This window comes from Nocardioides marinus (assembly GCF_013408145.1).
Lineage (GTDB): Bacteria > Actinomycetota > Actinomycetes > Propionibacteriales > Nocardioidaceae > Nocardioides > Nocardioides marinus.
In genome coordinates this window covers 3,847,688-3,870,931 of sequence record NZ_JACBZI010000001.1, presented here as the reverse complement: position 1 = coordinate 3,870,931, position 23,244 = coordinate 3,847,688, and the positions used below count along the sequence as shown (strand labels likewise).

Annotated in this window: 22 protein-coding genes and 1 tRNA gene; 12 read left to right on the top strand and 11 right to left on the bottom strand. The window is 73.8% G+C overall.

Features of this window, described 5'->3' with window-relative positions; translation table 11 throughout:
- Positions 1 to 5: 5 nt before the first annotated feature.
- Together BKA05_RS18170 and BKA05_RS18165 are read left to right on the top strand one after the other, a co-directional pair.
- Positions 6 to 638, top strand: coding sequence for a TetR/AcrR family transcriptional regulator (locus tag BKA05_RS18170; protein ID WP_179532686.1), 633 nt, complete (start codon positions 6 to 8; stop codon positions 636 to 638).
- Positions 639 to 686: 48 nt separating this feature from the next.
- On the top strand, positions 687 to 3,056 hold the full coding sequence (locus tag BKA05_RS18165) for an MMPL family transporter (protein WP_179532685.1): 2,370 nt from the start codon (positions 687 to 689) through the stop codon (positions 3,054 to 3,056).
- Positions 3,057 to 3,258: 202 nt separating this feature from the next.
- Here the strand turns inward: BKA05_RS18165 and BKA05_RS18160 are convergent, their stop codons facing one another.
- The 5 genes from BKA05_RS18160 to BKA05_RS18140 are packed head-to-tail and all read right to left on the bottom strand — an operon-like array spanning position 3,259 to position 6,720.
- Positions 3,259 to 3,732, bottom strand: a complete 474-nt coding sequence (locus BKA05_RS18160; protein ID WP_179532684.1) for an SRPBCC family protein — start codon at positions 3,730 to 3,732, stop codon at positions 3,259 to 3,261.
- Positions 3,729 to 4,211: a glutathione peroxidase gene (locus BKA05_RS18155; protein ID WP_179532683.1), complete on the bottom strand. Its 483-nt coding sequence runs from the start codon at positions 4,209 to 4,211 to the stop codon at positions 3,729 to 3,731. Before BKA05_RS18155 ends, BKA05_RS18160 begins: the two co-directional genes overlap by 4 nt.
- A gap of 58 nt (positions 4,212 to 4,269) precedes the next feature.
- Positions 4,270 to 4,914: a hypothetical protein gene (locus BKA05_RS18150; RefSeq protein ID WP_179532682.1), complete on the bottom strand. Its 645-nt coding sequence runs from the start codon at positions 4,912 to 4,914 to the stop codon at positions 4,270 to 4,272.
- A gap of 4 nt (positions 4,915 to 4,918) precedes the next feature.
- Positions 4,919 to 5,686 carry a DUF429 domain-containing protein gene (locus BKA05_RS18145; protein WP_179532681.1) on the bottom strand — a complete coding sequence of 256 codons (768 nt, stop codon included), beginning with the start codon at positions 5,684 to 5,686 and terminating at the stop codon, positions 4,919 to 4,921.
- 50 nt (positions 5,687 to 5,736) lie between these two features.
- Positions 5,737 to 6,720 carry an SDR family NAD(P)-dependent oxidoreductase gene (locus BKA05_RS18140; RefSeq protein WP_179532680.1) on the bottom strand — a complete coding sequence of 328 codons (984 nt, stop codon included), beginning with the start codon at positions 6,718 to 6,720 and terminating at the stop codon, positions 5,737 to 5,739.
- Between the two features lie 179 nt (positions 6,721 to 6,899).
- Between BKA05_RS18140 and BKA05_RS18135 the strand changes: the two genes are divergently transcribed.
- Positions 6,900 to 8,375, top strand: a complete 1,476-nt coding sequence (locus tag BKA05_RS18135) for an MDR family MFS transporter (RefSeq protein ID WP_179532679.1) — start codon at positions 6,900 to 6,902, stop codon at positions 8,373 to 8,375.
- Positions 8,376 to 8,412: 37 nt separating this feature from the next.
- On the opposite strand, the gene sigJ is transcribed toward BKA05_RS18135, so the two are convergent.
- Entirely contained in the window at positions 8,413 to 9,294 is an 882-nt protein-coding gene (gene sigJ, locus BKA05_RS18130; RefSeq protein WP_179532678.1) for an RNA polymerase sigma factor SigJ, read from the bottom strand.
- Complete coding sequence (locus tag BKA05_RS18125) at positions 9,278 to 10,036, bottom strand: SDR family oxidoreductase (RefSeq protein WP_179532677.1); 759 nt, start codon at positions 10,034 to 10,036, stop codon at positions 9,278 to 9,280. Before BKA05_RS18125 ends, sigJ begins: the two co-directional genes overlap by 17 nt.
- Before the next feature lie 174 nt (positions 10,037 to 10,210).
- On the opposite strand from BKA05_RS18125, the gene BKA05_RS18120 reads away from it, so the two are divergent.
- Positions 10,211 to 10,999, top strand: coding sequence for a potassium channel family protein (locus tag BKA05_RS18120; RefSeq protein WP_179532676.1), 789 nt, complete (start codon positions 10,211 to 10,213; stop codon positions 10,997 to 10,999).
- 22 nt (positions 11,000 to 11,021) lie between these two features.
- On the opposite strand, the gene BKA05_RS18115 is transcribed toward BKA05_RS18120, so the two are convergent.
- Together BKA05_RS18115 and BKA05_RS18110 are read right to left on the bottom strand one after the other, a co-directional pair.
- Entirely contained in the window at positions 11,022 to 11,858 is an 837-nt protein-coding gene (locus BKA05_RS18115; RefSeq protein ID WP_218842452.1) for a DUF3152 domain-containing protein, read from the bottom strand.
- A gap of 97 nt (positions 11,859 to 11,955) precedes the next feature.
- Positions 11,956 to 12,504, bottom strand: coding sequence for a DUF5994 family protein (locus BKA05_RS18110; protein WP_179532675.1), 549 nt, complete (start codon positions 12,502 to 12,504; stop codon positions 11,956 to 11,958).
- A gap of 193 nt (positions 12,505 to 12,697) precedes the next feature.
- On the opposite strand from BKA05_RS18110, the gene BKA05_RS18105 reads away from it, so the two are divergent.
- Positions 12,698 to 13,084: a DUF5994 family protein gene (locus tag BKA05_RS18105; RefSeq protein ID WP_179532674.1), complete on the top strand. Its 387-nt coding sequence runs from the start codon at positions 12,698 to 12,700 to the stop codon at positions 13,082 to 13,084.
- Between the two features lie 98 nt (positions 13,085 to 13,182).
- On the opposite strand, the gene BKA05_RS18100 is transcribed toward BKA05_RS18105, so the two are convergent.
- Positions 13,183 to 13,266: transfer RNA gene (locus BKA05_RS18100), tRNA-Leu, on the bottom strand.
- A gap of 242 nt (positions 13,267 to 13,508) precedes the next feature.
- On the opposite strand from BKA05_RS18100, the gene BKA05_RS18095 reads away from it, so the two are divergent.
- Genes BKA05_RS18095 through pknB form a run of 7 tightly spaced genes read left to right on the top strand, consistent with a single transcriptional unit; the run spans position 13,509 to position 22,342 of the window.
- On the top strand, positions 13,509 to 14,216 hold the full coding sequence (locus BKA05_RS18095; protein WP_179532673.1) for an FhaA domain-containing protein: 708 nt from the start codon (positions 13,509 to 13,511) through the stop codon (positions 14,214 to 14,216).
- Positions 14,209 to 14,682, top strand: coding sequence for an FHA domain-containing protein FhaB/FipA (locus BKA05_RS18090; RefSeq protein ID WP_179532672.1), 474 nt, complete (start codon positions 14,209 to 14,211; stop codon positions 14,680 to 14,682). Before BKA05_RS18095 ends, BKA05_RS18090 begins: the two co-directional genes overlap by 8 nt.
- Complete coding sequence (locus tag BKA05_RS18085) at positions 14,679 to 16,046, top strand: protein phosphatase 2C domain-containing protein (RefSeq protein WP_179532671.1); 1,368 nt, start codon at positions 14,679 to 14,681, stop codon at positions 16,044 to 16,046. Before BKA05_RS18090 ends, BKA05_RS18085 begins: the two co-directional genes overlap by 4 nt.
- 5 nt (positions 16,047 to 16,051) lie before the next feature.
- Complete coding sequence (locus tag BKA05_RS18080; protein ID WP_179533317.1) at positions 16,052 to 17,449, top strand: FtsW/RodA/SpoVE family cell cycle protein; 1,398 nt, start codon at positions 16,052 to 16,054, stop codon at positions 17,447 to 17,449.
- Positions 17,446 to 18,948 carry a peptidoglycan D,D-transpeptidase FtsI family protein gene (locus BKA05_RS18075; protein WP_179532670.1) on the top strand — a complete coding sequence of 501 codons (1,503 nt, stop codon included), beginning with the start codon at positions 17,446 to 17,448 and terminating at the stop codon, positions 18,946 to 18,948. Before BKA05_RS18080 ends, BKA05_RS18075 begins: the two co-directional genes overlap by 4 nt.
- Positions 18,945 to 20,513: a protein kinase domain-containing protein gene (locus BKA05_RS19885; protein ID WP_179532669.1), complete on the top strand. Its 1,569-nt coding sequence runs from the start codon at positions 18,945 to 18,947 to the stop codon at positions 20,511 to 20,513. The genes BKA05_RS18075 and BKA05_RS19885 overlap by 4 nt, the downstream gene beginning before the upstream one ends.
- On the top strand, positions 20,510 to 22,342 hold the full coding sequence (pknB, locus tag BKA05_RS18065; RefSeq protein ID WP_179532668.1) for a Stk1 family PASTA domain-containing Ser/Thr kinase: 1,833 nt from the start codon (positions 20,510 to 20,512) through the stop codon (positions 22,340 to 22,342). The genes BKA05_RS19885 and pknB overlap by 4 nt, the downstream gene beginning before the upstream one ends.
- Here the strand turns inward: pknB and BKA05_RS18060 are convergent.
- Positions 22,339 to 23,184 (bottom strand): DUF881 domain-containing protein, encoded by an 846-nt coding sequence (locus tag BKA05_RS18060; RefSeq protein ID WP_343045748.1) that lies wholly within the window; start codon positions 23,182 to 23,184, stop codon positions 22,339 to 22,341. The genes pknB and BKA05_RS18060 overlap by 4 nt on opposite strands.
- Positions 23,185 to 23,244: the final 60 nt, after the last annotated feature.

The following is a 23,244-nucleotide window of genomic DNA, read 5'->3' as shown; positions in this document are numbered from 1 at the left end:
ACTCCATGGGTTTGAGTGCACTTCGCTCCGGTGGGCGGGCCGAGAAGCAGGCGCAGACGCGCGTGCGGATCGTCCGCTGCGCGCAGCGGCTGTGCCTCGACGCCGGCTTCGACGGCTTCACGATGGACGAGCTGGCCGAGGCCGCCGAGGTCTCGCGCCGCACCCTGTTCAACTACTTCCCCAGCAAGGTCGACGCGGTGCTCGGCGGTGCCGAGGCGCCCGACCTGGCCTCCGAGGACCTCGCCGACGTCGCCGGGACCTTCCGGGCCGGTGGTCCGCACGGTCGACTGGGCGACGACCTCGCCGAGCTCGCCCGGCACCTGCTCGCGACCCAGGTCATCGACCGCGAGTCGGCCCGGCTGCGGCGTACGGTCCTCACCTCCTCGCCGCGCCTGCTGACGGTGATCCACGAGCGGTTCGAGACCATCGCCGAGCAGATCGTCGGGCTCGTCCTCGAGCGTGAGGGACCCGACTTCGGCCCCGTGCGCGCCCGCCTCGCCGTCGGGGTGCTGGTGGCCGTCTTCGACTCCGCCATGGAGGCCTTCGCCCAGGGCGAGCCGGACGACCCCGAGCTCGCCGACCTCGTCACCGACCACCTCGGCCTGGTGGCCGAGCTGTTCGGCGACCGCACCACCTGACCAGACCCGCCTGCTGCACACCCCCACGCACCGACCCAGGAGACCTCGATGGCCACCCTGCTGCACCGACTCGGCACCACGGCGTTCCGCCACTGGCCGCGCTTCCTCGCGGGCTGGCTGGTGGTCCTGCTCGCGCTCGGCGCGTTCTCGGCCGCCTTCGCCAAGCCGCTGAGCGAGAACTTCACGATCCCCGGCATCCCGTCGGAGGAGGCCGCGGACCTGCAGGCGGAGCTGTTCCCCGGCTCCGAGAGCGCCTTCGACGCCGCCAACGTCAACGTGGTCGTCCAGGCGCCCGAGGGCGAGAGGCTCACCGACCGCCGGCAGGAGATCTCGGCGCTCGTCGCCGACCTCGCCGCGCTGCCCCAGATGCCCGAGGACCCGCAGATCGTCGGCCCGGTCAAGCAGGCCCAGGCGATCGAGGACCAGCTCGTCGGCGCGGCCGAGGCCGCGGGGGCCGACCGGGCCGCGGTGCGCGAGGCGAAGGCCGACGCCGCTGCCCTGTCCCCGCTCAGCGAGGACGGCCGCACCGGCATCATCACCTTCGAGTGGGACGTCGACTCCCCCACGGACATCGAGGAGACCTCGCTGGAGGCGCTCGAGGACGTGATGGCCGACGCCCGCGACGCCGGGCTCGAGGTCGAGGCCAACGGCCCCGGCGCCACCCTCATCTCCGAGCTGGGGCTCACCTCCGAGGCGATCGGCCTGGGCGTCGCGCTCATCGTGCTCGTGCTGACCTTCGGCTCCCTGGTCGCCGCCGGGATGCCGATCTTCAACGCCATCATCGGCGTCGCCATCGGACTCACCGGCGTCACGGCGATGACCGCCTTCATCGACGTCGACTCATCGGCCACGATCCTGGCCTCGATGATCGGCATCGCGGTCGGCATCGACTACACGCTGTTCATCCTGGCGCGCTACCGCACCGAGCTGCACCACACCGACGACCGCGAGGCCGCGGTGGGCGTGGCGGTCGGTACGGCGGGCTCGGCCGTGGTCTTCGCCGGCCTGACCGTCCTGATCGCGCTGTCGGCCCTGGCCGTGGTGCAGATCCCGTTCCTCACCACCATGGGTCTGGCGGCCGCCGCGACCGTCTTCGTGGCCGTGCTGGTCGCCCTGACCCTGCTGCCCGCGATCCTCGGCCTCTTCAAGTCCAAGACCTTCGCCGGCCGCGTGCGGAAGTACCGCCCGAACCACGACGAGGACGGCAAGGTCCTCAACAACGGCGTGCGCTGGGCCCGCTTCGTCGGCCGCCGACCCGCCGCACTGGTGGCCGTCGTGGTCCTCGGCCTCGGTGCCCTGGCCCTGCCGCTCGGTGGGCTGCAGCTGGCGTTCCCGACCGACTCGACCGCGCCCAGCGACAGCACCCAGCGCCAGGCCTCGGAGCTGGTCGCCGACGCCTTCGGGCCCGGCCGTGAGGCGCCGCTGCTCGTGGTCGTCGACGCCCGCGACGTACGCCCCAAGCAGCGCCAGGCCGCCTTCGGCGACGTGGCCGCCTGGGCCGGTGACCTCGACGGGGTGGTCAACGCCCAGGTCGTGGCCACCAACGCCGAGCGCGCCGAGGACGGCACCGTGACCACCCCGGCGACCGGTGCGTTGATCCAGGTCCTCCCCGAGTTCGGCCCGGCCGACGCCGGCGCGACCGACCTCCTGGAGGCGATGCGGGCCGGCGAGTCCGACGTCGAGGAGGCCACCGGCACCGACACCGGCGTCACCGGCCTCACCGCGATCACCACCGACGTCTCCGACCGCCTGGCCGACGCACTGCCGGTCTACCTCGCGATCGTCATCGGCCTGGCGTTCATCCTGCTGATGATCGTCTTCCGATCGATCCTGGTGCCGCTCACCGCCACCCTGGGCTTCCTGCTCTCGGTGCTGGCCACCCTGGGCGCGACCGTCGCGGTCTTCCAGGAGGGCGCGTTCGGCATCTTCGAGGGCCAGCCGATCGTCAGCTTCATGCCGATCTTCCTCATCGGCCTGGTCTTCGGCCTGGCGATGGACTACCAGGTCTTCCTGGTGACCCGGATGCGCGAGGCGCACGTGCACGGCATGAGCACCTCCGAGGCCGTGGTCGACGGCTTCCGCAACTCCGCCCGCGTCGTCACCGCCGCGGCCACGATCATGATCGCGGTCTTCGCCGCCTTCATGCTCCAGGAGGACGCGATCGTGAAGTCGATGGGCTTCGCGCTGGCCGCCGCCATCGTCTTCGACGCCTTCATCGTGCGCATGGTGCTGATCCCGGCGCTGCTGTTCCTGCTCGGCGAGAAGGCCTGGTGGATGCCGTCGTGGCTGGACCGCGTGCTCCCGCACGTCGACGTGGAGGGCGAGAAGCTCGACCGGCCGCACCTTCCGGCCGGCAAGCACGCGCTGTCCGAGACCGACCTCGACGAGCAGCCGGACGAGAGCGACATGTTCGTCTGAGTCAGCACGCGAGCTCGGCCGCCCCGGGGCGGTGGGTCGTCAACCATCTGCGGACCGCGGAGGGTTGAGGACTCACCGCCGCGCGGCGTACGGGGACGTGGAAGGTCTGACTGATGTCAGTCCGACCTTCGGGTTGGCGGTCGAAGGTTCGACCGCGACGTGCAAGGTCTGACTGACATCAGTCGAACCTTCCGCCGCGCGGTCAGACCTCCCGCGCCCCCAGCCGCTCGAGCAGGTTGGCGGAGAACCGGTCGCCCATCTTGGCGACGACGCCCTTCATCGTGGCGGTGACGGCCTTCGACGAGAGCTTGGGCAGCGGCAGGTCGAGGGTGATCTCGAGGCTGGTGCGCAGCTCGCAGCCCTGCTCGTGCTCGGAGAGGTCGTACCAGCCCTCCACGGCCGAGCGCTCCGTCTCGCCCTCGGGCGGGTCGTGGTGGAACTCGATGCGCTGGGGCTTGTCGAAGGTCATCTTCTCGGTGAACGTCGGCGACACCTTGACCCCGAGCACGTCGAGGCCGCTGAGGTCCCACGTCCAGTGCTCGCCGTCGGCGGTGATGCGGCGCACGAACGGCGTCATGTCCGCGATCGCGTCGGGGTCCTCGAGCAGGGCCCACACGTCCTCGCGGGAGGCCGTGATCACCGCCTGCGCCTGGGTGCCTGCGGTGAAGCGGGTCATGCCGCGAGCGCCTTCTCGATGTCGGCGGCGATCTTCTCCGGCTTGGTGGTCGGGGAGTAGCGGTCGATGACCCGGCCGTCCTTGCCGACCAGGAACTTGGTGAAGTTCCACTTGATCCGGTTGCCCAGCAGCCCGCCCTGCTCCGAGCGCAGCCACTGGAACAGCGGGTGCGCCCCGTCGCCGTTGACCTCGATCTTGGAGAACAGCGGGAACGTCACGCCGAAGTTGCGCTCGCAGAAGCTGTTGATCTCGGCGTCGTCACCGGGCTCCTGACCGCCGAACTGGTCGCACGGGAAGCCGAGCACCGCGAAGCCGCGGTCGGCGTAGGTGTCGTGCAGCTGCTGCAGCCCCTGGTACTGCGGGGTGAAGCCGCACTGCGAGGCGGTGTTGACCACGAGCACGACCTGACCGGCGTACGCCGACAGGTCGGTCTCGCTGCCGTCGATGGCGCGCGCGTTGAAGTCCTGGAGGGAGGTCATGGTCTCCAGCATGTCAGGGGTGCTGAAGCGCTCCCCTCACCCGATCCTCAGCAGAGCCTCACCCGATCATCGTGCCGCGCACCTCGACGCTCTGCTGGTACGACGCCGGGTTGGCGTGCCCGTCGAGCAGGACCCGCACCCGGCGGTCGGCCACCTGCAGCAGCAGCTCGTCGTCGGCGAGCTCCTCGATGTCCCCGCGCACGACGTAGTCGTTGCCCTGGACCCGCTCCAGCAGCGCGCCGGGCGGCACACGACGCACGTCGTCGGTGGCGACCATCCGCAGCTCGGGGCGGGTGCGCCCGCGCACGAGCAGGAAGAGCCCGACCACCAGCAGCAGCGCGGCGTTGGCCAGCAGCACGGTGGCCAGCGCCAGGCCGCCGCTGGCGCCCTCGACGCGGTAGGTGCCGGGGTCGTCGGGCAGGTAGGTGACCTCGACCTCCCCGGACGCGGTCGCGGCGTCGTACGCGTCGGGCTCCAGCACCGCCGGCTGCACCAGCAGCCCGCGGTCGCCGCCGAGCTCCTCGGCGACCGCCGCGGGCAGCGAGACCTGCACGGTCGTGGGGTCGACGCCGTCGGTGCTCGCCGGGACGGTCTCGGTCACACCGTCGCCGTCGAGGCGGTGGTCGCTCCAGGCCGCGTGGGCGGGCGGGAGGTTCACCACCACCAGGAGCAGCAGGACCAGCAGCAGGCGGGAGCGTCGCACCGGGTCAGTATCCCGGCGCCGTGGGGGCCGCGGGCCGTGGGGCGCGCGGGTGGGTCGGCGGCGGCGGTGCGACGACGGCGCCCTCCCCCGGCGTCCCGTAGACGTGCAGGGAGCCGGGGTCGTCGGACCAGCGCCACGCCAGGTGGGCGCAGAGCACGGCGTCGAGGCGGTCCTCGGCGCGCTCGAGGTGCACCGGCCGGGTGGCGGCGCGCACCGCGGCGGCCTGCTCCTCCCAGTCGGGGTGGCCGGGCAGCCCGAGCTCGGCCAACGACTCCAGCAGGGCCAGCAGCTGCGCGAAGGCGGCCTGCCGGGTCGCCAGGTCGCGGCCCGCCTTCGCCTTGTAGGGCAGCACCCGCCCGAGCCCGAACAGGCCGATGAGCGCGGCGTGCGGGTAGACCTCGATGGCGACCGGCCCACCGGCGTACGGGTCCAGCGACCAGCCGTGCCGCCGGGCGAGCGTCTCCCCGCGCGGTGGGTCGAACCACGGTCGCGAGCGGTTGGCGACGTGGCAGCCCAGGCCGTAGCGGCCGTACGCCGACGCGACGGCGCGCTCGCAGGCGCGGGTGCCCGTGGCGTTGCGCACCTCCAGCGGCGCGTCGACCGCCACCACCCCGACCGGGCCGGGCAGGTCGGCGAGCCAGGCGTCGACCTCGTCGTCGGTGACCACGGTGGTGGAGGCCACCAGCCGTCCGGTCGCGTCGACCGCCGCGAGACCGGTGCGCGCGGTGCTGCCCCACGCCAGGTCGATCCCGACGTGCACACGCCCGGTCACCCGCCGCTCACGCAGAGCGCCTCATACAGCGCCCCTCACGACAGCGCCCCTCACGACAGCGCCGCGCCGCCGGTCTGCTCGGCGACGTAGGTGAGCAGGCGGGCCCGCATGGCGGGGTCCTCCTCGCGCTGCCAGCCGACGGTGGTGGGTCGCTGGCGGCGGTCGTGCCAGAAGTGGTGGGGCCCGGAGGCCGGGCGGGTGGCGACCAGCCACACCGCGGTGTCGGCGCCGTCGGCAGGAGTGCGCTGGACGCGGCGGGTCAGCTTGTCGAACCGCGGCAGGCTCGAGGTCACCCCGGGCGTGGTCGCCCAGCCCGGGTGCATCGACTCCACGAGCACCCCGCTGCCGCGCAGCGTCTCGGCCCAGGCGTCGGCGAGCACCACCTGCATCCGCTTGGTGCGGGCGTAGGCCTGCACCCCGTCGTACTCACCGCGGCGGAACTCCAGGTCGTCGGCGTCCGCCGCGTGCAGCGAGGCGCCGTACATCCCGCCCGAGCTCATCCACACCACGCTCGCCGGGCCGGCCACCAGCAGGTCGCGCAGCAGCGAGGTCATCAGGTGCGGGCCGAGGACGTGGCAGGCCAGCGTCGTCTCGTGCCCCTGCGGGCTCTCGCTGCGCTCGGGCGGCATGGCGCCGGCGTTGTGCACCAGGCCGTGGAGCGCCGGGACCCGGCCGGCCAGGTCGGCGCACCAGGCCCGGACGGCGTCGAGGTCGGCGACGTCGCAGACCTCCTCGACGACGTCGGCGTTCGGGACCTGGGTGCGCAGCTCGCGGGCGTAGTCGGCGACCTTGTCGGGGTTGCGGCCCAGCAGGTGCACGGTGGCGCCGAGGTCGAGGAAGGAGCGGGCCATCGCCTCGCCGATGCCGGAGGTCGCGCCGGTGACCACCACCCGCCGGCCCGCCATCGACCCCGGGGCCGGGTCGGCGGGCCAGTGCGGCAGCCGACGTCGTACGCCGGAGCCGATCGAGGTGTAGCCGAGCACGACCGAGCGGTCGAGCGCGGCGTCGAGCAGGCGGGAGAGCGAGTGGGCCACCCCCCGACTCTAGGCAGGCCGCCTCCCACCCCTCCGGCGGCGGACCGGCGGCCACCGGAATATCCCGATGAGTCCGAGGGCTGTCTCAGGTCAGACTGTGCGTGGCCGTCACCGGCCCGACCTCACTCCCGGTGCAGCGCTGCGCCGCAGCACCCCTCGTCCCTGTCGTCTGGAGCCCCATGACCTCGCCCGCCGCCCCTGCACGCGCCGACGCCGCGCCCGCCGACTACGGCGTGCTGCGCTGGCTGGTGCTGGCGACGTTCATCGTGATCCTCAACGAGACGATCATGGTCAACGCGATCCCGCGGCTGATGGTGGAGTTCGACGTGACCGCCCGCTCGGCGCAGTGGCTCTCCACGGCCTTCATGCTCACGATGGCGACCGTCATCCCGATCACCGGCTGGTTCCTCATGCGGGTGACCACCCGGCAGGCGTTCACGCTGGCGATGGTCACCTTCTGCGCCGGCACCCTGATCGCGGGGCTCGCGCCGTTCTTCTGGATGCTGGTGGCCGGTCGCGTCGTCCAGGCTGCGGGCACCGCGGTGATGATGCCGCTGCTGATGACCACGATCATGAAGGTCGTCCCCGACCACGACCGCGGCCGTGTCATGGGCAACGTGACCCTGGCGATCTCGGTCGCCCCGGCGATGGGCCCGGCGGTCTCCGGCGGCATCCTCGCGATCACCAGCTGGCGCGGGCTCTTCTTCGTCGTGCTGCCCATCGCCGCCGCGATCGCCGTGGTCTCCCTGCGTCGGCTGCCGGACGTGGGCGAGCCGAGCGCCGGACGCGTCGACGTGCTCTCGGTCGTGCTCGCCGGCCTGGGCTTCGGCAGCCTGGTCTACGGGCTCAGCGGGCTCGGGGAGAGCTCGGGCGGGTCGGTCCCGGCCGAGCTCCCGGCCGTGCTCGGCCTCGTGGTGGTCGGGCTCTTCGTGTGGCGCCAGCTGCGGCTGCAGCGCACCGCCGAGCCGCTGCTGGACCTCCGCGTCCTGCAGGTGCGGACCTACACCGTCTCCATCGCGCTGATGGCGGTCGCCTTCATGGCGATGCTGGCCGCGATGATCCTGCTGCCGCTCTACCTGCAGGAGGTGCGCGGCCTCTCACCGCTGATGACCGGTCTGGTGGTGGCGCCCGGCGGGATCATGATGGGTCTGCTGGGCCCGCAGGTCGGCAAGGCGTTCGACCGCGTGGGCAGCCGCCCGCTGGTCGTCCCGGGTGCGGTCGGGATGGTCGTCGCGCTCGGTGGGCTGACCATGATCGGCGAGACCACGCCGGTCGCGGCCGTCGTCGGCATCCACGTGCTGCTGATGATCTCGCTGGCCGGCATCTTCACCCCGGTCTTCACCCTGGGCCTCGGCGCGCTGCCGATGCACCTGTACTCCCACGGCTCCTCCCTGCTCGGCACCACCCAGCAGGTCGCCGGCGCGATCGGCACCGCGGTCTCGATCACGATCCTCTCCAGCCGGGCGGCGACCCTGGCCGAGGGCGGCGCGAGCGAGGCCGCCGCGATGGTCGGTGGGCTGCAGTGGGCCTTCGGGCTCGGCGCCGTCATCGCCCTGGCCGTGGTCGGTCTCGCGCTCATGCTGCCCCGGCGCACCCCCGACACCGAGTCCACCGAGCAGGCCACGGACTCCGACGCCCCCGTCCCCGCCCCCTGACCGCCCAGAGGTCACTCACGCACGGCCGAGAGGTCGATCAGCCTCCGAGCTTGTCGGGCGCCAGCACCAGGTCGACCCGGGAGACGAGCCCGCCGTCGACCGTCAGCGACACCACCAGTCGCCGGCGTGCGCCGGAGCCGTCCTCGGCCGGGGCGAGGGCGACCAGTCCCAGCCGGCCGTTGACGAGGGCCGGCAGGAAGGTGTCCCCGCTGCGTCGCGCGGTGACGCCCACCAGGAAGCGCGCCACCCGGTCCGGGCCCAGCACCGGACGCCGGGCGGCGCTCACCACGCCGCCGCCGTCGCTGGTGAGGACCGCGTCGGGGTCCAGGAGCGCCACGAGGCCGGCCACGTCGCCCCCGGCGGCGGCCAGCAGGAACGCCGTGACCACGCTGTCGTGGGTCTGCGTGTCGACCTCCACGCGCGGCGTGCCGGCGGCGACGTGCCGGCGCGCCCGGCTGGCCAGCTGGCGCACCGCGACCGGGGTGCGGCCCACGGCCCGGGCGACCTCGTCGAAGGGCACCTGGAAGAGGTCGTGGAGCACCCAGGCGGTCCGCTCGGCCGGGGTCAGCTGCTCCAGCGCGACCAGCAGGGCGTAGCGGACGGTGTCGTCGAGGGTGACCTGCTCGGCCGGGTCCGGCACGTGCACGTCGGGCTCGGGCAGCCAGGGGCCGACGTACGCCTCCCGCCGCACGCGGGCCGAGCGCAGCACGTCGACCGCCGCGCGGGAGACCGCGACGGTGGCCCAGCCCAGCACGTCCCGGACGGGTTCGCGGCGGTCGGCCTCGACCAACCTGAACCACGTCTCGGCGACCACGTCCTCGGCCTCGCCTCGGCTGCCGAGGATCGCGTAGGCCACCCGGACCAGCCTCGGGCGGTGCTCCTGCAGCGCGGCCGCGAGCTCCTCAGCCCGCGCGTCCACCGGCGGCCAGCCACTCGGCGAACGTGGTGCGGCCCAGCACCGCCGCCGGGTCCCCGGCCGCCGTGAGCGAGCCGTCGCGCATGGCGCGGCCGGCGGCGCCGGGCAGCGGGAGGGGTACGACGCGGCGACCCAGGCCGCGGGCCCGCGAGACCTCCCGGGCCATCCGGTGCACCCGGTGCTGCTCGGGCCCGGCCAGGTCGGCCACCCGCCCCGAGGGGCCGGACTCGGCCAGCGCGACCAGCGCCTCGCCGACCTCGCGCGCGGCCACCGGCTGGGAGTGCATCACCGGCACCAGGGAGAACGGACCGATCCGCACGAAGCCCAACGCCTGCTCGGCGAACTCGTGGAACTGCGCGGCCCGCAGCACGCTCCACGGCTGGTCGCCCTCGGCGAGCAGCCGCTCCTGCAGCCGCTTGCCGCGGTAGTACCCCGACGGCACGTCGTCGATCCCGATGATGGACAGCGCCACGTGGTGGCCGACCCCGGCGACCCGCTCGGCGGCGGTCAACGTGCGGGTGACCGCCCCGAAGAACCCCTCGGCACCCCTCCTGCTCTGGGCACGCGTGCTGGTCACGTCGACCACCACGTCCACGCCCTCGAGCCGGGCGGCCAGCCCCTCCCCGGTCGTCAGGTCCACGCCGGCGGCGCGGGCGAGCGGCACCACCTCGTGCCCCCGCTCCGTGGCCACCGCCACCACGTGCCGGCCGACGGTGCCCGTCGCCCCTGCCACTGCGATCCGCATGCTGCTCATCCTCCCGGACTCTTCGACCGGAGCGGCCGCGCCGCTCCTGCAGGGTGGACGAGACGGGGACCCGTCGTGTGACACGCCCCCGGGACCTCGGCACACCCCGCCCGCTCCGCCGCCCGCTCGGCCGACCGCCCGGACGGGCGAGCGGCGGTGTGCCACGGTGGGGCGATGTCGTACGCCGAGGTCCTGCTGCCCCTGGCCGGGGTGCTCGTGGTCGGCCTGACCCTGCGCGACGTGTTCCACACCCTCTTCCACCCCGGGGGCCACGGAGGGCTGGCCGCGGTGCTGGGCCGCGGCACCTGGTCGGCGCTGCACGGGCTCGGCGGCCGGGCGGAGCAGGTCGCCGGACCCGGCGCGGTGCTGCTGACGATCGCGGTGTGGATGCTGCTGATCATCACCGGCTTCACCCTCGTGCTGCTGCCCCTGGTGCCCGACCAGGTCACCTACGGGTCGGGCTCGCCGCAGGGTCCCGCCCTCCTCGACGCCGCCTACGTCTCGGCGGTGACCGTCTCGACGCTGGGCTTCGGCGACGTGGTCCTGCAGGACCCCGCCCTGCGCTGGCTGGGGCCGCTGGAGGCGGTGCTCGGCTTCGGGGTGCTCACCGCCGCCATCACCTGGATCACCCAGATCTACCCGGTGCTCAGCCGGCGCCGCAGTCTCGCGGTCGACATCTGGTCGCGCACCGGCGGCGACGGGCCGGCCGAGGACGTCGACGCCGCCACCGCGGCCGCCTGGGCCACCCAGCTCGCCGCGGTCGACGTCGACCTGGTGCAGAACACCGAGACCTTCTGGTTCCGGGAGAGCGACCCGCGGCTCGCGCTGCTCCCGGCGCTGCGGCGCCTGGACGCCGTCGCCGAGCAGCACGCCGGCAGCGCCGAGGGGCGGCACCTGGCCCGGACCCTGGCGGCGCTGCGGGAGACGCTGCACGCGCAGTACGGCCGGCGCGGCGCCGGCTGAGCGGCGTACTCCCGGACGGGGCTCAGCGCTCGTCGGCGGGCCAGGGGTTGGGGGCGCAGCCGAGCAGCGTCTTGGTCTGCTGCACCATCACCGGGGCCGGCGCGCCCGGCTCGGGGCACCCCAGGTGGCCGTAGCCCAGCGCGTGGCCCGTCTCGTGGTTGACGAGGTACTCCCGGTAGCCCGTCAGGTCGTCGCCGTAGGTCTCCGCCCCGTGGTGCCAGCGCCACGCGTTGAGCACGACGTTGGCGCCGTTGCGGCACGACAGCCGGCCGCGGGTCAGCAGCGGCGCGCACAGGCGGTCGACGGTCGTGGGCGCGGCGAGGAGGATCCGCAGGTCCGCGGGCCCGTCCTCGCGCACCAGCAGGTGCCCCCGGGTGATCCACCCGCGCTCGTCGGACAGGATCCGCTCCACCTCGGCCGCGACCTCGTCGGCGTCGAAGGGCAGCCCGCCCTCCACCTCCACGCGGTACGACGTCAGGCGCGCCCCCTCGGCAGCGGGCCGACTCGTCGTGGGACCCCTCACCCCGGCCACCGCGAAGGTCCCCGACGCGGACTCGGGGACGGCGACCTCGGGTGCGGGCTCGCGCTCCAGCGTGCGGCCGGGCAGGACGGTCATGGCCGGGGCCTCGACCGCGCCGCCCGCCCCGGGGCCGGTGCCCTGCTGCGGGGCCCGACCGCCACTGGCGACATCGAGGTCCTGGCGCGAGCCGGGGTCGCCCGGCTCACCGAGCACCGGTGCCCCCAGCAGCATGGCGGCGGCCACGCCCGCGGTGAGCCCGGTCAGCAGGAACAGCGGGCGGCGCCCGGAGCGGGTCTGGGCACGGTGGCGCCCTGCCGCCGGCGTACCCCTGGTGACCACGGGTCGATGGTAGGGCTGCCGGCGCGGGCGGTCAGCGCACCGCCCCGGGCGCGACCGGGCGGGCGCGCTCGCCCGGCCCCCGGGTGCCGGCGGCCCGTCAGCGGCCGGACGACCCGGCGGTGCGGCGCTGCGCCCCGCCCTCGTCCTCCCAGTCGTCCTCACCCGTGGTGTCCACGGCGGGGGGCGGCACCTCCGACAGCGCGTCGGCCAGCAGCTCGCTCGCGGTCCGGGTGTTGCGCTCGTCCGCGGCCTCCAGAAGCAGCCGGTGCGCGGTCTCGGCCGGCACGTCGTGGGGGATGACCAGCAGGCGCAGGCGCTCGCGCGAGGACATGACGAGGACCATCTCGTGGGTGTCGTCCCCGGGGAAGGAGCCGACCTTGACCACACCGGAGGCCACGGGGAGGCGACGGGCGGGCGGCTCCCCGCCGTCCTCCCAGTCGGGGCGCGAGAAGAGCAGGCGGGAGGGTCGGCCCACGAGGTGGGGGAAGTGGTCGACCAGGTCGCGGCACTCGGTGGCGAGGTCGCGCGACTGCGGCCACCAGCCGCCGTCGAGCGGCCCGGACCGGTAGCCGTTGTCGAGCTGGATCCTCAGCGGCACCCGGGCACTGGCACGGAACGGCGAGGGATGGGCGGTGGACGTCGTCATGACGTCTCCTTGATCGCTGCCCTGGAGGCCCGACGGGCCAGGCGTTGCAGCGCGCTAGGTCCTCAGCCTACGCCCACCGCCGCCGTACGGCGACGGGTAGAGTCGAGGGGAACGGCGCGACGCGGTCCGGCAGGGTCCGTGGGTGCCCACGAGAGGTGGCCCCCGTGGCGGTCCCGAGCACAGGTGGTCCCCGGTGACGCGCCCCGCCCGCAGGCCCGACCCGGGTGATGGGTGGGACCCGCGCTCCCAGCCCTACCCCCACCGCCGACCCGCCTCGCTGGGTCCGCTGCGGCTCACGCTCTTCGCGCGGGTCAGTCGCACCTGGCACGGCACCTGGCTCCCCTACAGCCGGGACCTCACCCGCGAGGGCGCCGACCTCGTCGACGACTTCCCCACCACGCGCGGGCGCATCGACCGGCTCGCCTGCAGCCCCGAGGAGTGGGAGGGCGACGTCTCCTCGCTGTTCACGACCCACGGGCGCATCGCGGTCGGCAGGCTCGCCGCGCGAGACGGCCAGCGACTGGTCCTCGTGGGCCTGGTCGGCGGCGAGGTCCTGCGCCTGCGGGTCGCCTGGCCCTGAGCGCCCGGCCGCTGCTGCCCCCCCCCCCCCCCAACCCAGGCGATCGGGCGAGAGGACGACGAAGGCCCCGGGTCGATGACCCGGGGCCTTCGCTCACGTGCGCGAGGGGGGAGTTGAACCCCCACGTCCTTTCGGACACACGGACCTGAACCGTGCGCGTCTGCCTATTCCGCCACTCGCGCATGAAGCGTCCGCAGGCTATCCCAGTCCCGGGCCCGCACCCAAACCGGCGTCGTCGGGCGCCCCGCGACCCTCCGCGACCCGCGGGGTGGCGCCCCACCACACCCGCTTCGTTACGATCGGGCGCACCCGGCCGCTGTGCCGGGCGGTCGGCCTGCCTCGTCGGCCCCGACACCCATGCGCAGCACCGCAGACCAGCAGCCCCGCACAGCACCGCACGCACAGGACAGGGAAGGAGGCGGACGTGAGCAGCCTGCAGCGGTTCGAGCGACGACTCGAGCAGATGATCTCCGGCGCGTTCGCGCGCGCCTTCCGCTCCGCGGTGCAGCCGGTGGAGATCGCTGCGGCCCTCCAGCGCGAGTGCGACAACAACGCCCAGATCCTGTCCCGGCAGCGACGCCTGGTGCCCAACGACTTCCACGTGGAGCTCGCGCAGACCGACCTCGAGCGGCTCGCGCCGTACGACACCGCCATGGCGGCGGAGCTGGAGAAGCAGGTCACCGAGCACGCCCAGCAGAACGGCTACTCCTTCCCGGGGCCGGTCAGCATCGACTTCGAGGCCGCCGAGGACCTCACGACCGGTCGCTTCCGGGTGCGCAGCCGGGCGCAGGCCAAGGTCAGCAGCAACAGCACCCACACCCAGGTGGGCCGTGCCCGGGCGGTGCTCGAGGTCAACGGCACCCAGCACCCGTTGGCCCCGCCGGGCGTGGTCGTGGGCCGCGGCACCGACGCGGACGTCCGGATCAACGACCCCGGCGTGAGCCGCCAGCACGTGGAGTTCCGCGTCGAGGCGGCCGCCGACCGGCTGCACATCGACGTCCGCGACCTCGGCTCGACCAACGGGATGCTCGTCGACGGCCAGAAGATGACCCGCTCGGTGGCCGACGACGGCACCCAGGTCACCATCGGCAACACCGTGCTCACGGTCAAGGTGGTCCCCGAGGATGTCTGAGCTGACCCTGCTGCTGATCCGCATCGCCTACCTCGCGGTGCTGTGGATCTTCGTGCTCTCCGCCATCTCGGTGATCCGCTCGGACATGTTCGGCGCCCGCGTGCCCGAGACCGCGCGCACCCCCGAGCCGCGCGGCCGGGAGCCGAAGCAGAAGAAGCCGGCCCGACGCCGTGGCGCCCCCACCCACGTGCTGGTCACCGAGGGCTCCAACGCCGGTGAGCGCGCCGAGCTCGCCGACGCGCCCATCCTCATCGGCCGCGGCTCCGACGCCGCGATCCGTCTCGACGACGACTACGTCTCCACCCGGCACGCGCGCATCGCCGCCGCCGGCGACCAGTGGTTCGTCGAGGACCTCGGCTCCACCAACGGCACCTACATCGGCACCGTGCGGATCACCCAGCCGACCACGATCACGCTCGGCACGCAGGTCCGGATCGGCAAGACGATCCTGGAGCTGCGCAAGTGAGCGACGCCTCCGCGAGCCCCACCTCGGCCCCCGCCCCGACCCTGCGCCTGCACTGGTCGGGGATCTCCGACGTGGGTCGCGTCCGCAAGGACAACCAGGACTCCGGGTACGCCGGCCCCTGGCTGCTCACGGTCTGCGACGGCGTCGGCGGCGCCATGCGCGGCGACATCGCCTCCAGCGTGGCGCTGCAGCAGCTGCGCAAGCTCGACGAGGAGCCCCCCGGGGCGCTGGAGGCCGACGAGCTGCTCGGCCGCGTCGGTGGCGCCCTGCACCGCGCCCACGACCGCATCGGCGAGGTCGTCGACGAGGAGCCGGCGCTCAACGGCACCAGCACCACCGCGACCGTCCTGCACTTCGACGGCCGCCAGGTCGGCGTCGGCCACATCGGCGACAGCCGTGCCTACCTGCTGCGCGAGGGCGAGATCAGCCGCCTCACCAGCGACCACACCTTCGTCCAGAGCCTGATCGACGAGGGCCGCATCAGCGAGGCCGAGTCGCGCGTGCACCCGCACCGCAACCTCATCCTCAAGGCCGTCGACGGCATCCACGAGGCCGAGCCCGACCTGTTCGTCGTCGCGCTCCAGGCCGGCGACCGGCTGCTCGTCTGCTCCGACGGGGCCACGGCCTCCCTCGACGACGAGGACCTGCGCAGCATCCTCGGCGAGGGCACCCCCGACTTCGCCGCCGTCGAGCTGGTGCGTCGCTCGCTGGAGGCCGGCTCCAGCGACAACGTCACCTGCCTGGTCGCCGACGTCCTCGACGAGGCCGGCGCCGCCGAGCGCGCCGAGGCGCTGGCCGACCTCCAGCCGATGGTGGTCGGCGCGGCCACCGACGTACGCCGTCGGCCGCACCGCACCCCGCTCCCCGCCGGTCTGTTCCGCGGTCGGAGCGACACCGGCGAACAGCCGGCGGTCGAGGCTCCGCTCCCCGACGACCTGCCCGCCGACGCGCACGCGATCCCCAGCGACCCGATCGACCCGGAGACCGCGCGCTACGCACCACGGCCCCCGCGCCGCTTCGCCTGGTTGCGCCGGCTGCTGGCCGCCCTGGTGGTGGTCGGCCTGGGCTGGATCGGCGTCGCCGCCGCCTGGTCCTGGACCCAGGACCAGTACTACGTCGGCGAGGTCGACGGCACCGTCCACATCTTCCGGGGCATCGACTTCTCCCTGCCCGGCATGGAGCTCTCCGAGCCCTACGAGGCCACCAACGTGACCCTCGACCGGCTCCCGGGCTACGTCGCCGACGGCGTGCGCTCCGGCGTCGCCGCCGACGACCTCGCCGACGCACGCACCATCGTCGAGAACCTCGCCGAGCAGATGAGCTCGGGCCAGGCCGACGGGCCCTCCGACGGGCAGGGCGGGTGAGCGGGGTGTCCCAGACCAACCCCCTCCTCGGCTTCGTGCACCGTCGGCGCCGCGGCGCCGAGCTGTTCCTGCTCGTGCTGGCCCTCGCGGTCGGCATCGGTGCCTACGCCGCGGTCGGCGTCGGCGTCGAGGGGGCGGTCCCCGCCGACCTCCTCGGGTACGGCGGGTGGCTGGCCGCCCTGGTGGTCGTGGCCCACCTCGTGGTGCGGGCCACCGCCACCTACGCCGACCCGGTCCTGCTGCCGGTGGTGGCGGCTCTCAACGGTCTCGGGCTCGCGGTGATCCACCGCCTCGACCTGGCCAGGGACACCGGCTTCGCCGCCCAGCAGCTGGTGTGGATGACGATCGGCGTCGGCCTGTTCGTGCTGACCCTGCTCTTCCTGCGCGACCACCGCGTCCTGACCCGGTTCACCTACACCTCGGGCCTGGGCGCGATCGTGCTGCTGCTGCTGCCGATGCTGCCGCTCATCGGCAACGAGGTGCGCGGCGCCCGCATCTGGATCCGTCTCGGCCCGCTCGGCTTCCAGCCCGGCGAGGTCGCGAAGGTGCTGCTGGTGGTCGCGTTCGCGGGCTACCTCGTGCTGCACCGCGACGCCCTCGCGCTGGCCGGTCGCCGGCTGCTCTTCGTCGACCTGCCGCGCGGCCGCGACCTCGGGCCGATCCTCGGCATGTGGCTGATCAGCCTCGGCATCCTGGTCTTCCAGCGCGACCTCGGCTCGAGCCTGCTGTTCTTCGGGCTGTTCCTGTTCATGCTCTACGTCGCGACCGAGCGTGCCGGCTGGCTGGTCGTCGGAGGCGGGCTGTTCCTCGGCGGCGCGCTGGTCGCCTGGCAGCTGTTCAGCCACGTCCAGACCCGCGTCAACGTCTGGCTCGACCCGTTCGCCTACTACGGCCCCGGCACCAACGACACCGCCTTCCAGCCGGTCGAGGCGACCTTCGGGATGGCGTGGGGCGGGCTGCTGGGCCGGGGCTTCGGGGGCGGCGACCCGAGCCGGGTTCCGTTCGCGGAGTCCGACTTCATCATGGCCGCCATCGGCGAGGAGCTCGGCCTGACCGGGATGATGGCCGTGCTGCTGCTCTACGGCCTCATCGTGGAGCGCGCCCTGCGCGCGGCGCTGATCTCCCGTGACGGCTTCGGCAAGCTGCTGGCCGCCGGCCTGGCGGGCGTCTTCGCCCTGCAGGTCTTCGTGGTCATCGGTGGGGTCACCGGGCTGATCCCGCTGACCGGCCTCACCACGCCGTTCCTGTCCTACGGCGGCTCGTCGCTGGTGGCCAACTGGGTGATCATCGCCCTGCTGCTGCGGGTCTCCGACCTGGCGCGACGCCCGGTGCCCGAGCTGACCGGCGTCGACGAGGCCGGCGGCGACGACGACAGCACCCAGGTGATCCGGGTGGCGCGATGAACAAGCCGATCCGCACCCTCTCGGTCTTCTGCCTGTTGATGTTCCTGGCGCTGATGGCCAACGTGACCTACCTGCAGTACTGGCGCGCGGACTCCCTCAACGACGACGGCCGCAACCGCCGCGCGGTGGACGCGTCCTTCTCCCAGCCGCGTGGGGCGATCCTGGTGGGGCGGGAGCCGATCGCGTCCTCCGAGCCCTCCGACGACCGCTACGAGTACCAACGCACCTACTCCCAGCCGCTGGCCTACGCCCACGTCACCGGTTGGTACAACTACTTCAACGCCCAGTCCGGCGCCTGCAGCAGCTGCCAGCGGCGCGTCGAGCAGACCCAGGACGACCTGCTCAGCGGCGAGGACGACCGGCTCTTCGTGACCCGCCTGGTCGACCTGCTCTCCAACGAGGAGTCCGCCGGCGGCAACGTCGCCCTGACCCTCGACCCGGACGCCCAGCGCGCCGCCTTCGACGGCCTGCGTGAGGTCCTGGGCGCCGACGGCGAGGGCGCGGTGGTCGCCCTCGAGCCGCGCACGGGCAAGGTGCTGGCGATGGTCTCGCTGCCGACCTTCGACCCCAACCGGCTGGCCAGCCACGACCTCAGCGAGGTGACCGCGGCCGGCGACGAGCTCGAGGACGACCCGGGCCAGCCGCTGCTCAACCGTGCCATCCAGACCACGCTGCCCCCGGGGTCGACGTTCAAGGTCGTCACCGCGGCCGCCGCGATCGAGAACGGCCTGTACGAGGAGGGCGACGACGTCCCCGGCGGGCCGTCCTTCCAGCTCCCCCAGACCACCGGCGACACCGGCCTGATCGACAACGAGGGTCGCGACTGCGGCGCCGACCGCATCCCCTTCGCCCAGGCGATGGAGAACTCCTGCAACACCACCTTCGCCCGGATGGCCATCGAGGTCGGGGCGGACCGGATGCGCGAGCAGGCCGAGGCCTTCGGCTTCAACCAGCAGTACTTCGAGGACCTCCTCCCCCAGGCCAGCGCCCGCTTCCCCGAGGAGATGAACGACCCGCAGACCGGTCAGTCCGGCATCGGGCAGTTCGACGTCGCCGCCACCCCGCTGCAGATGGCGATGGTCGTCGCCGGGATCGCCAACGGCGGCACGGTCATGAAGCCCTACCTCGTCGACGAGGTGCAGAGCCCGGAGTTCGAGCAGATCGACCAGACCGACCCCGAGGCGCTCTCGGAGGCGATCAGCTCCTCGACCGCCTCCCAGCTCACGGACCTGCTGGTCTCCACGGTCGACAACGGCACCGCCAGCCCGGCACAGATCCCCGGGGTCCAGGTCGCCGGCAAGACCGGCACGGCCCAGAGCGGGAACCCCGACCTGCCGCCGTACGCGTGGTTCGTCTCCTTCGCCCCGGCCGACGACCCCGAGGTCGCCGTCGCGGTGATGATCCAGAAGGCCCCCGGCGTCGACCGCGGCGAGATCGCCGGCGGCCTCCTGGGCGGGCCGATCGCGAAGGCCATCATGGAAGCGGTGATCAAGAAGTGACCCCTCCCGAGACCCCCGGCGGCCCCGGCGCCCTGGGTGATGCCGGCGACTTCGCCGACGACGGGCGGCGCTACCGGCTCGAGTCGCGGATCGCCACCGGCGGCATGGGCGAGGTCTGGCGCGCCAGCGACACGACGCTGGGCCGCACGGTCGCGGTGAAGGTGCTCAAGCGCGAGTACGCCGACGACCCGTCCTTCCGCAGCCGTTTCGAGACCGAGGCCCGGCACGCGGCGTCGCTGCACCACCCCGGCATCGCGGCCGTCTTCGACTTCGGCGAGGCCGAGGCGGTCGACGGCTCCGGCGTGCCCCGCCCCTACCTGGTGATGGAGCTCGTCGAGGGCCAGCCGCTCTCCGCCCTGCTGCGCCCCGGCGCTCCGATGGACCCCGACGCCGCGACCGACCTGATGGCCCAGGCCGCCGACGCCATCGCGGCCGCGCACGCCGCCGGCATCGTGCACCGTGACGTGAAGCCGGCCAACCTCATCGTCACCCCGGACCGCAAGGTCAAGGTCACCGACTTCGGCATCGCCCGGGCCGCCGACAGCGTGGGCATCACCCAGACCGGCCAGGTCCTCGGCACCCCGCAGTACCTCTCCCCCGAGCAGGCGCGCGGCACCACCGCGACCGCCGCCTCCGACGTCTACTCGCTCGGGGTCGTGGCCTTCGAGTGCCTCGCCGGCCGCCGGCCCTTCGACGCCGGCTCGCCCGTCGCGACCGCGCTGGCGCACCTCAACCAGCCGGTCCCCGACCTCCCGGGCTCCGTCCCCGCCGACCTGGCCGCCGTCGTGCGACGCGCACTCGCCAAGGACCCCTCCGACCGGTACGCCGGAGCGGCCGAGCTCGCGGCCGCCCTGCGCTCCCCGGGGTCGGCCGCGGCCGCCGCGGGAGCCGTCGCGGGGCCGGTGGGCGCCGCGGACGCGGCCACTGCCGTCGTACCCCCTGTCGGCACGCCTGACGGCCCCCCTGACGCGGCAGGCGAGCCGGCGACCGCCGTCATGGGCGCGGTGCCGGCCGACCCCACCCCGACGCCCACCCCGACGCCTACGCCGGTGCCCCCGCAGGACCGCCCCCGGTCCTTCCCGTGGGCCACGCTCCTGCTCACCGTGGCGCTGGTGGCCGTGGTGGTGCTCGTGGTCGTGCTGCTGCTGACCGGCGACGACGGGGACGAGGAGCCGGCCGACGGGCCCAGCTCGACACCCCCCACCTCGCAGACCAGCGAGCCCACCACGGAGCCGGCGACGCCGACCGAGCCCGCGACGGTGGAGGTCGACGAGGCCGACTACGTGGGCCGTGACTACCGCGAGGTGCGTGAGCGGCTCGACGACCTGGGCCTGAGCCCGGTCCTCAACGAGCTCGACAACGACGGGACCCACGAGGCCGGGACCGTGGACGGGCTCAATCCGACCGGCTCGCTGTCCGAGGGCGACAGCATCACGATCTCCTACTGGGGCGAGGCTCCCGCCACGGAGGAGCCCACGCCCGAACCCACCCCGACCGAGACCCCGACGCCCAGCGAGAGCTCCTCGCCGCTCCTGGGCGCGCCCAGCGAGGAGGCGACACAGTGAGCGGCCCCAGCGGCACCGTCGGCGGACGATACGAGCTCGGCGAGCTCCTCGGTCGTGGAGGCATGGCCGAGGTGCGCAAGGGCACCGACAACCGGCTCGGACGCGTGGTGGCCGTCAAGCGGCTGCGCACCGACCTGGCCAGCGACGCGACGTTCCAGGCCCGCTTCCGCCGCGAGGCGCAGTCCTCCGCCTCGCTCAACCACCCCGCGATCGTCGCGGTCTACGACACCGGCGAGGAGCCGGCCGCCGACGGCAGCGGCGTCGCCCAGCCCTACATCGTCATGGAGTTCGTCGCCGGTCGCACGCTGCGCGACATCCTGCGCGAGGGTCGCAAGATCCTGCCCGAGCGGGCGCTGGAGATCACCAGCGGCGTGCTGTCGGCCCTCGACTACAGCCACCGCGCCGGGATCATCCACCGCGACATCAAGCCCGGCAACGTCATGCTCACCCCGAGCGGCGACGTGAAGGTGATGGACTTCGGCATCGCCCGCGCGATCTCCGACGCCTCCTCCACGATGACCCAGACCGCGGCCGTCGTCGGCACCGCGCAGTACCTCTCCCCCGAGCAGGCCCGCGGCGAGACCGTCGACTCCCGCTCCGACGTCTACTCCGCCGGCTGCCTGCTCTACGAGCTGCTCACCGGTCGGCCGCCCTTCGTCGGCGACTCCCCGGTGGCCGTCGCCTACCAGCACGTCCGCGAGCAGGCCCAGCCGCCCAGCGACCACGACACGGACCTCCCGCCCGAGGTCGACGCGATCGTGATGAAGGCGCTGGCCAAGCGGGTCGAGGACCGCTACCAGTCCGCCGCGGCCATGCGCGGCGACATCGAGCGCTACCTCGCCGGCCGGCCCGTCCAGGCCGCGGCGGTGCCGCCCCCGGTGCCGGGCCCGGCGACCGCCGCGACCGCGGTGGCGGCGCGTCCCGTCCCCGCCGCCGCCCCCGGGCCCGCCACCGGCACCCACACCGCCATCCCGTACGCCGAGGACGAGCGCCGCACCCCCGTCGGCTTCCTCGTGCTGCTCGGCCTGCTGGTGATCGCGCTGGTGGTCGCCGGTGCGCTGCTGTGGCCACGACTCTTCCCCGCCGCCCCCGACGAGGTGCGGGTCCCCGACGTGGTCGGGCGCGCCGAGAAGCAGGCCCGCACCACCCTCGGTGAGGCCGGCTTCGAGGTCGCCCCGACGCAGTTCGAGACCTCCGACCGGCCCGCCGGCAAGGTCATCGAGCAGGACCCGTCGGGCGACTCCTTCGTCGACCCCGGGTCGACGGTGACGATCACCGTGAGCAGCGGACCGCCCGAGGTGACCGTCCCCGACGTGGTCAACCAGCAGCGCGACCAGGCCACCGCCACCTTGGAGGCGGCCGGCTTCGAAGTCGACGTGACCCGTGGGGAGTCCGACGAGCCACGCAACGAGGTCCTCGCCCAGTCGCCCGAGGCCGGGATGGCCGTCGCCGAGGGCAGCACGATCCTGCTGACGCTCTCCGACGGCCCGGAGTCCATCCCCGACGTGGTCGGGCTGGACCAGGAGGAGGCCGAGAAGCGGATCCGCGATGCCGGCTTCAACCCGGTCGTGCGCGAGGACAACTCCTCCACCGAGCCCAAGGGCACCGTGGTCGACCAGAGCCCCAAGGGCGGCCAGAAGGTCCCGCAGCAGACCGACGTCAATCTCTTCGTCTCCACCTACGAGGAGCCGACCGAGGAGCCCTCGCCCACCGACGAGCCCTCGCCCACGGACCCGACCGAGAGCCCCACCGCCACCGACTCGCCCTCGGCGCTGCTCGGCGGCAACGGCCGGACGGTCCCCCGCGGGCGGCGCTCGCCGCGCGCCTAGACGGTCGGCTCGAGCGGCTCGGCGTAGGAGAGGTCCAGCAGGCCGTCGTACGCCGGTGCGTCGACCTCGTCCTCGACCATGTCCCACCCGATCTGGATGTCCTCCTGGATCGCCTGGGAGCGGTAGAACTGCAGGTAGGGGTCGGCGTCGACCGAGGCCGCCAGGGCGGTCGGGTCGCCGACGGCCTCGATCACGTACGGCGCCGGGTAGGGCACTCCCTGCAGCGTCACGGAGTTCGCCTCACACTTGATGCCCGTGGTCGACACGATCCGCTGGCCCTGGACCGTGACCGCGCTGGCGCCGCCACGCCACATCGCGTTGACCACCGCCTGGATGTCCTGCTGGTGGACGATCAGCCACTTGGTGGGCTGGTCGGTGTCGTCGGCCTCCAGCGGGGAGTCCGAGAGCGTGATGCGCAGCCCCTCGCCCTCCCGGGGGGTCAGGCCGGCCGGGTCGCGCAGCTCCTCGATCCGCTGCTGGACGCGCTTGACGTCGCGGCTGCCCACCTGCGCGCTCAGGTCGGTCACCTGGGTGGTCAGCTCGGCCACCCGGGCACGCAGCTCCTCGTAGGAGTCGGCCTCGGCCTGCACCAACGACGCGAGGTCGGTGTATCGGCCCGCACGCAGGTCGGTGCCCTCGCTGTTGACGGCGCTCACGGCGAACAGCGAGCCACTGAGCAGCACGACCACCGGCGTACCCACGCGCCAAGCGCCGCCGGTCGTGCGCCGCCGGGTGCGCACGCGGCGTCGCGCCAGCGCCAGCACCTGCTGGGCCCGGGCGCGACGGGACGGCCGGGGGGCCTCGTGACCCGCCGGTGGCCTCGCGTGGGAACCCGTGCTCACGACCACTAGGGTAGGCGCCTGGACCAGCCCGCACGGGCCGGCCGCACCCGCACCACCCGG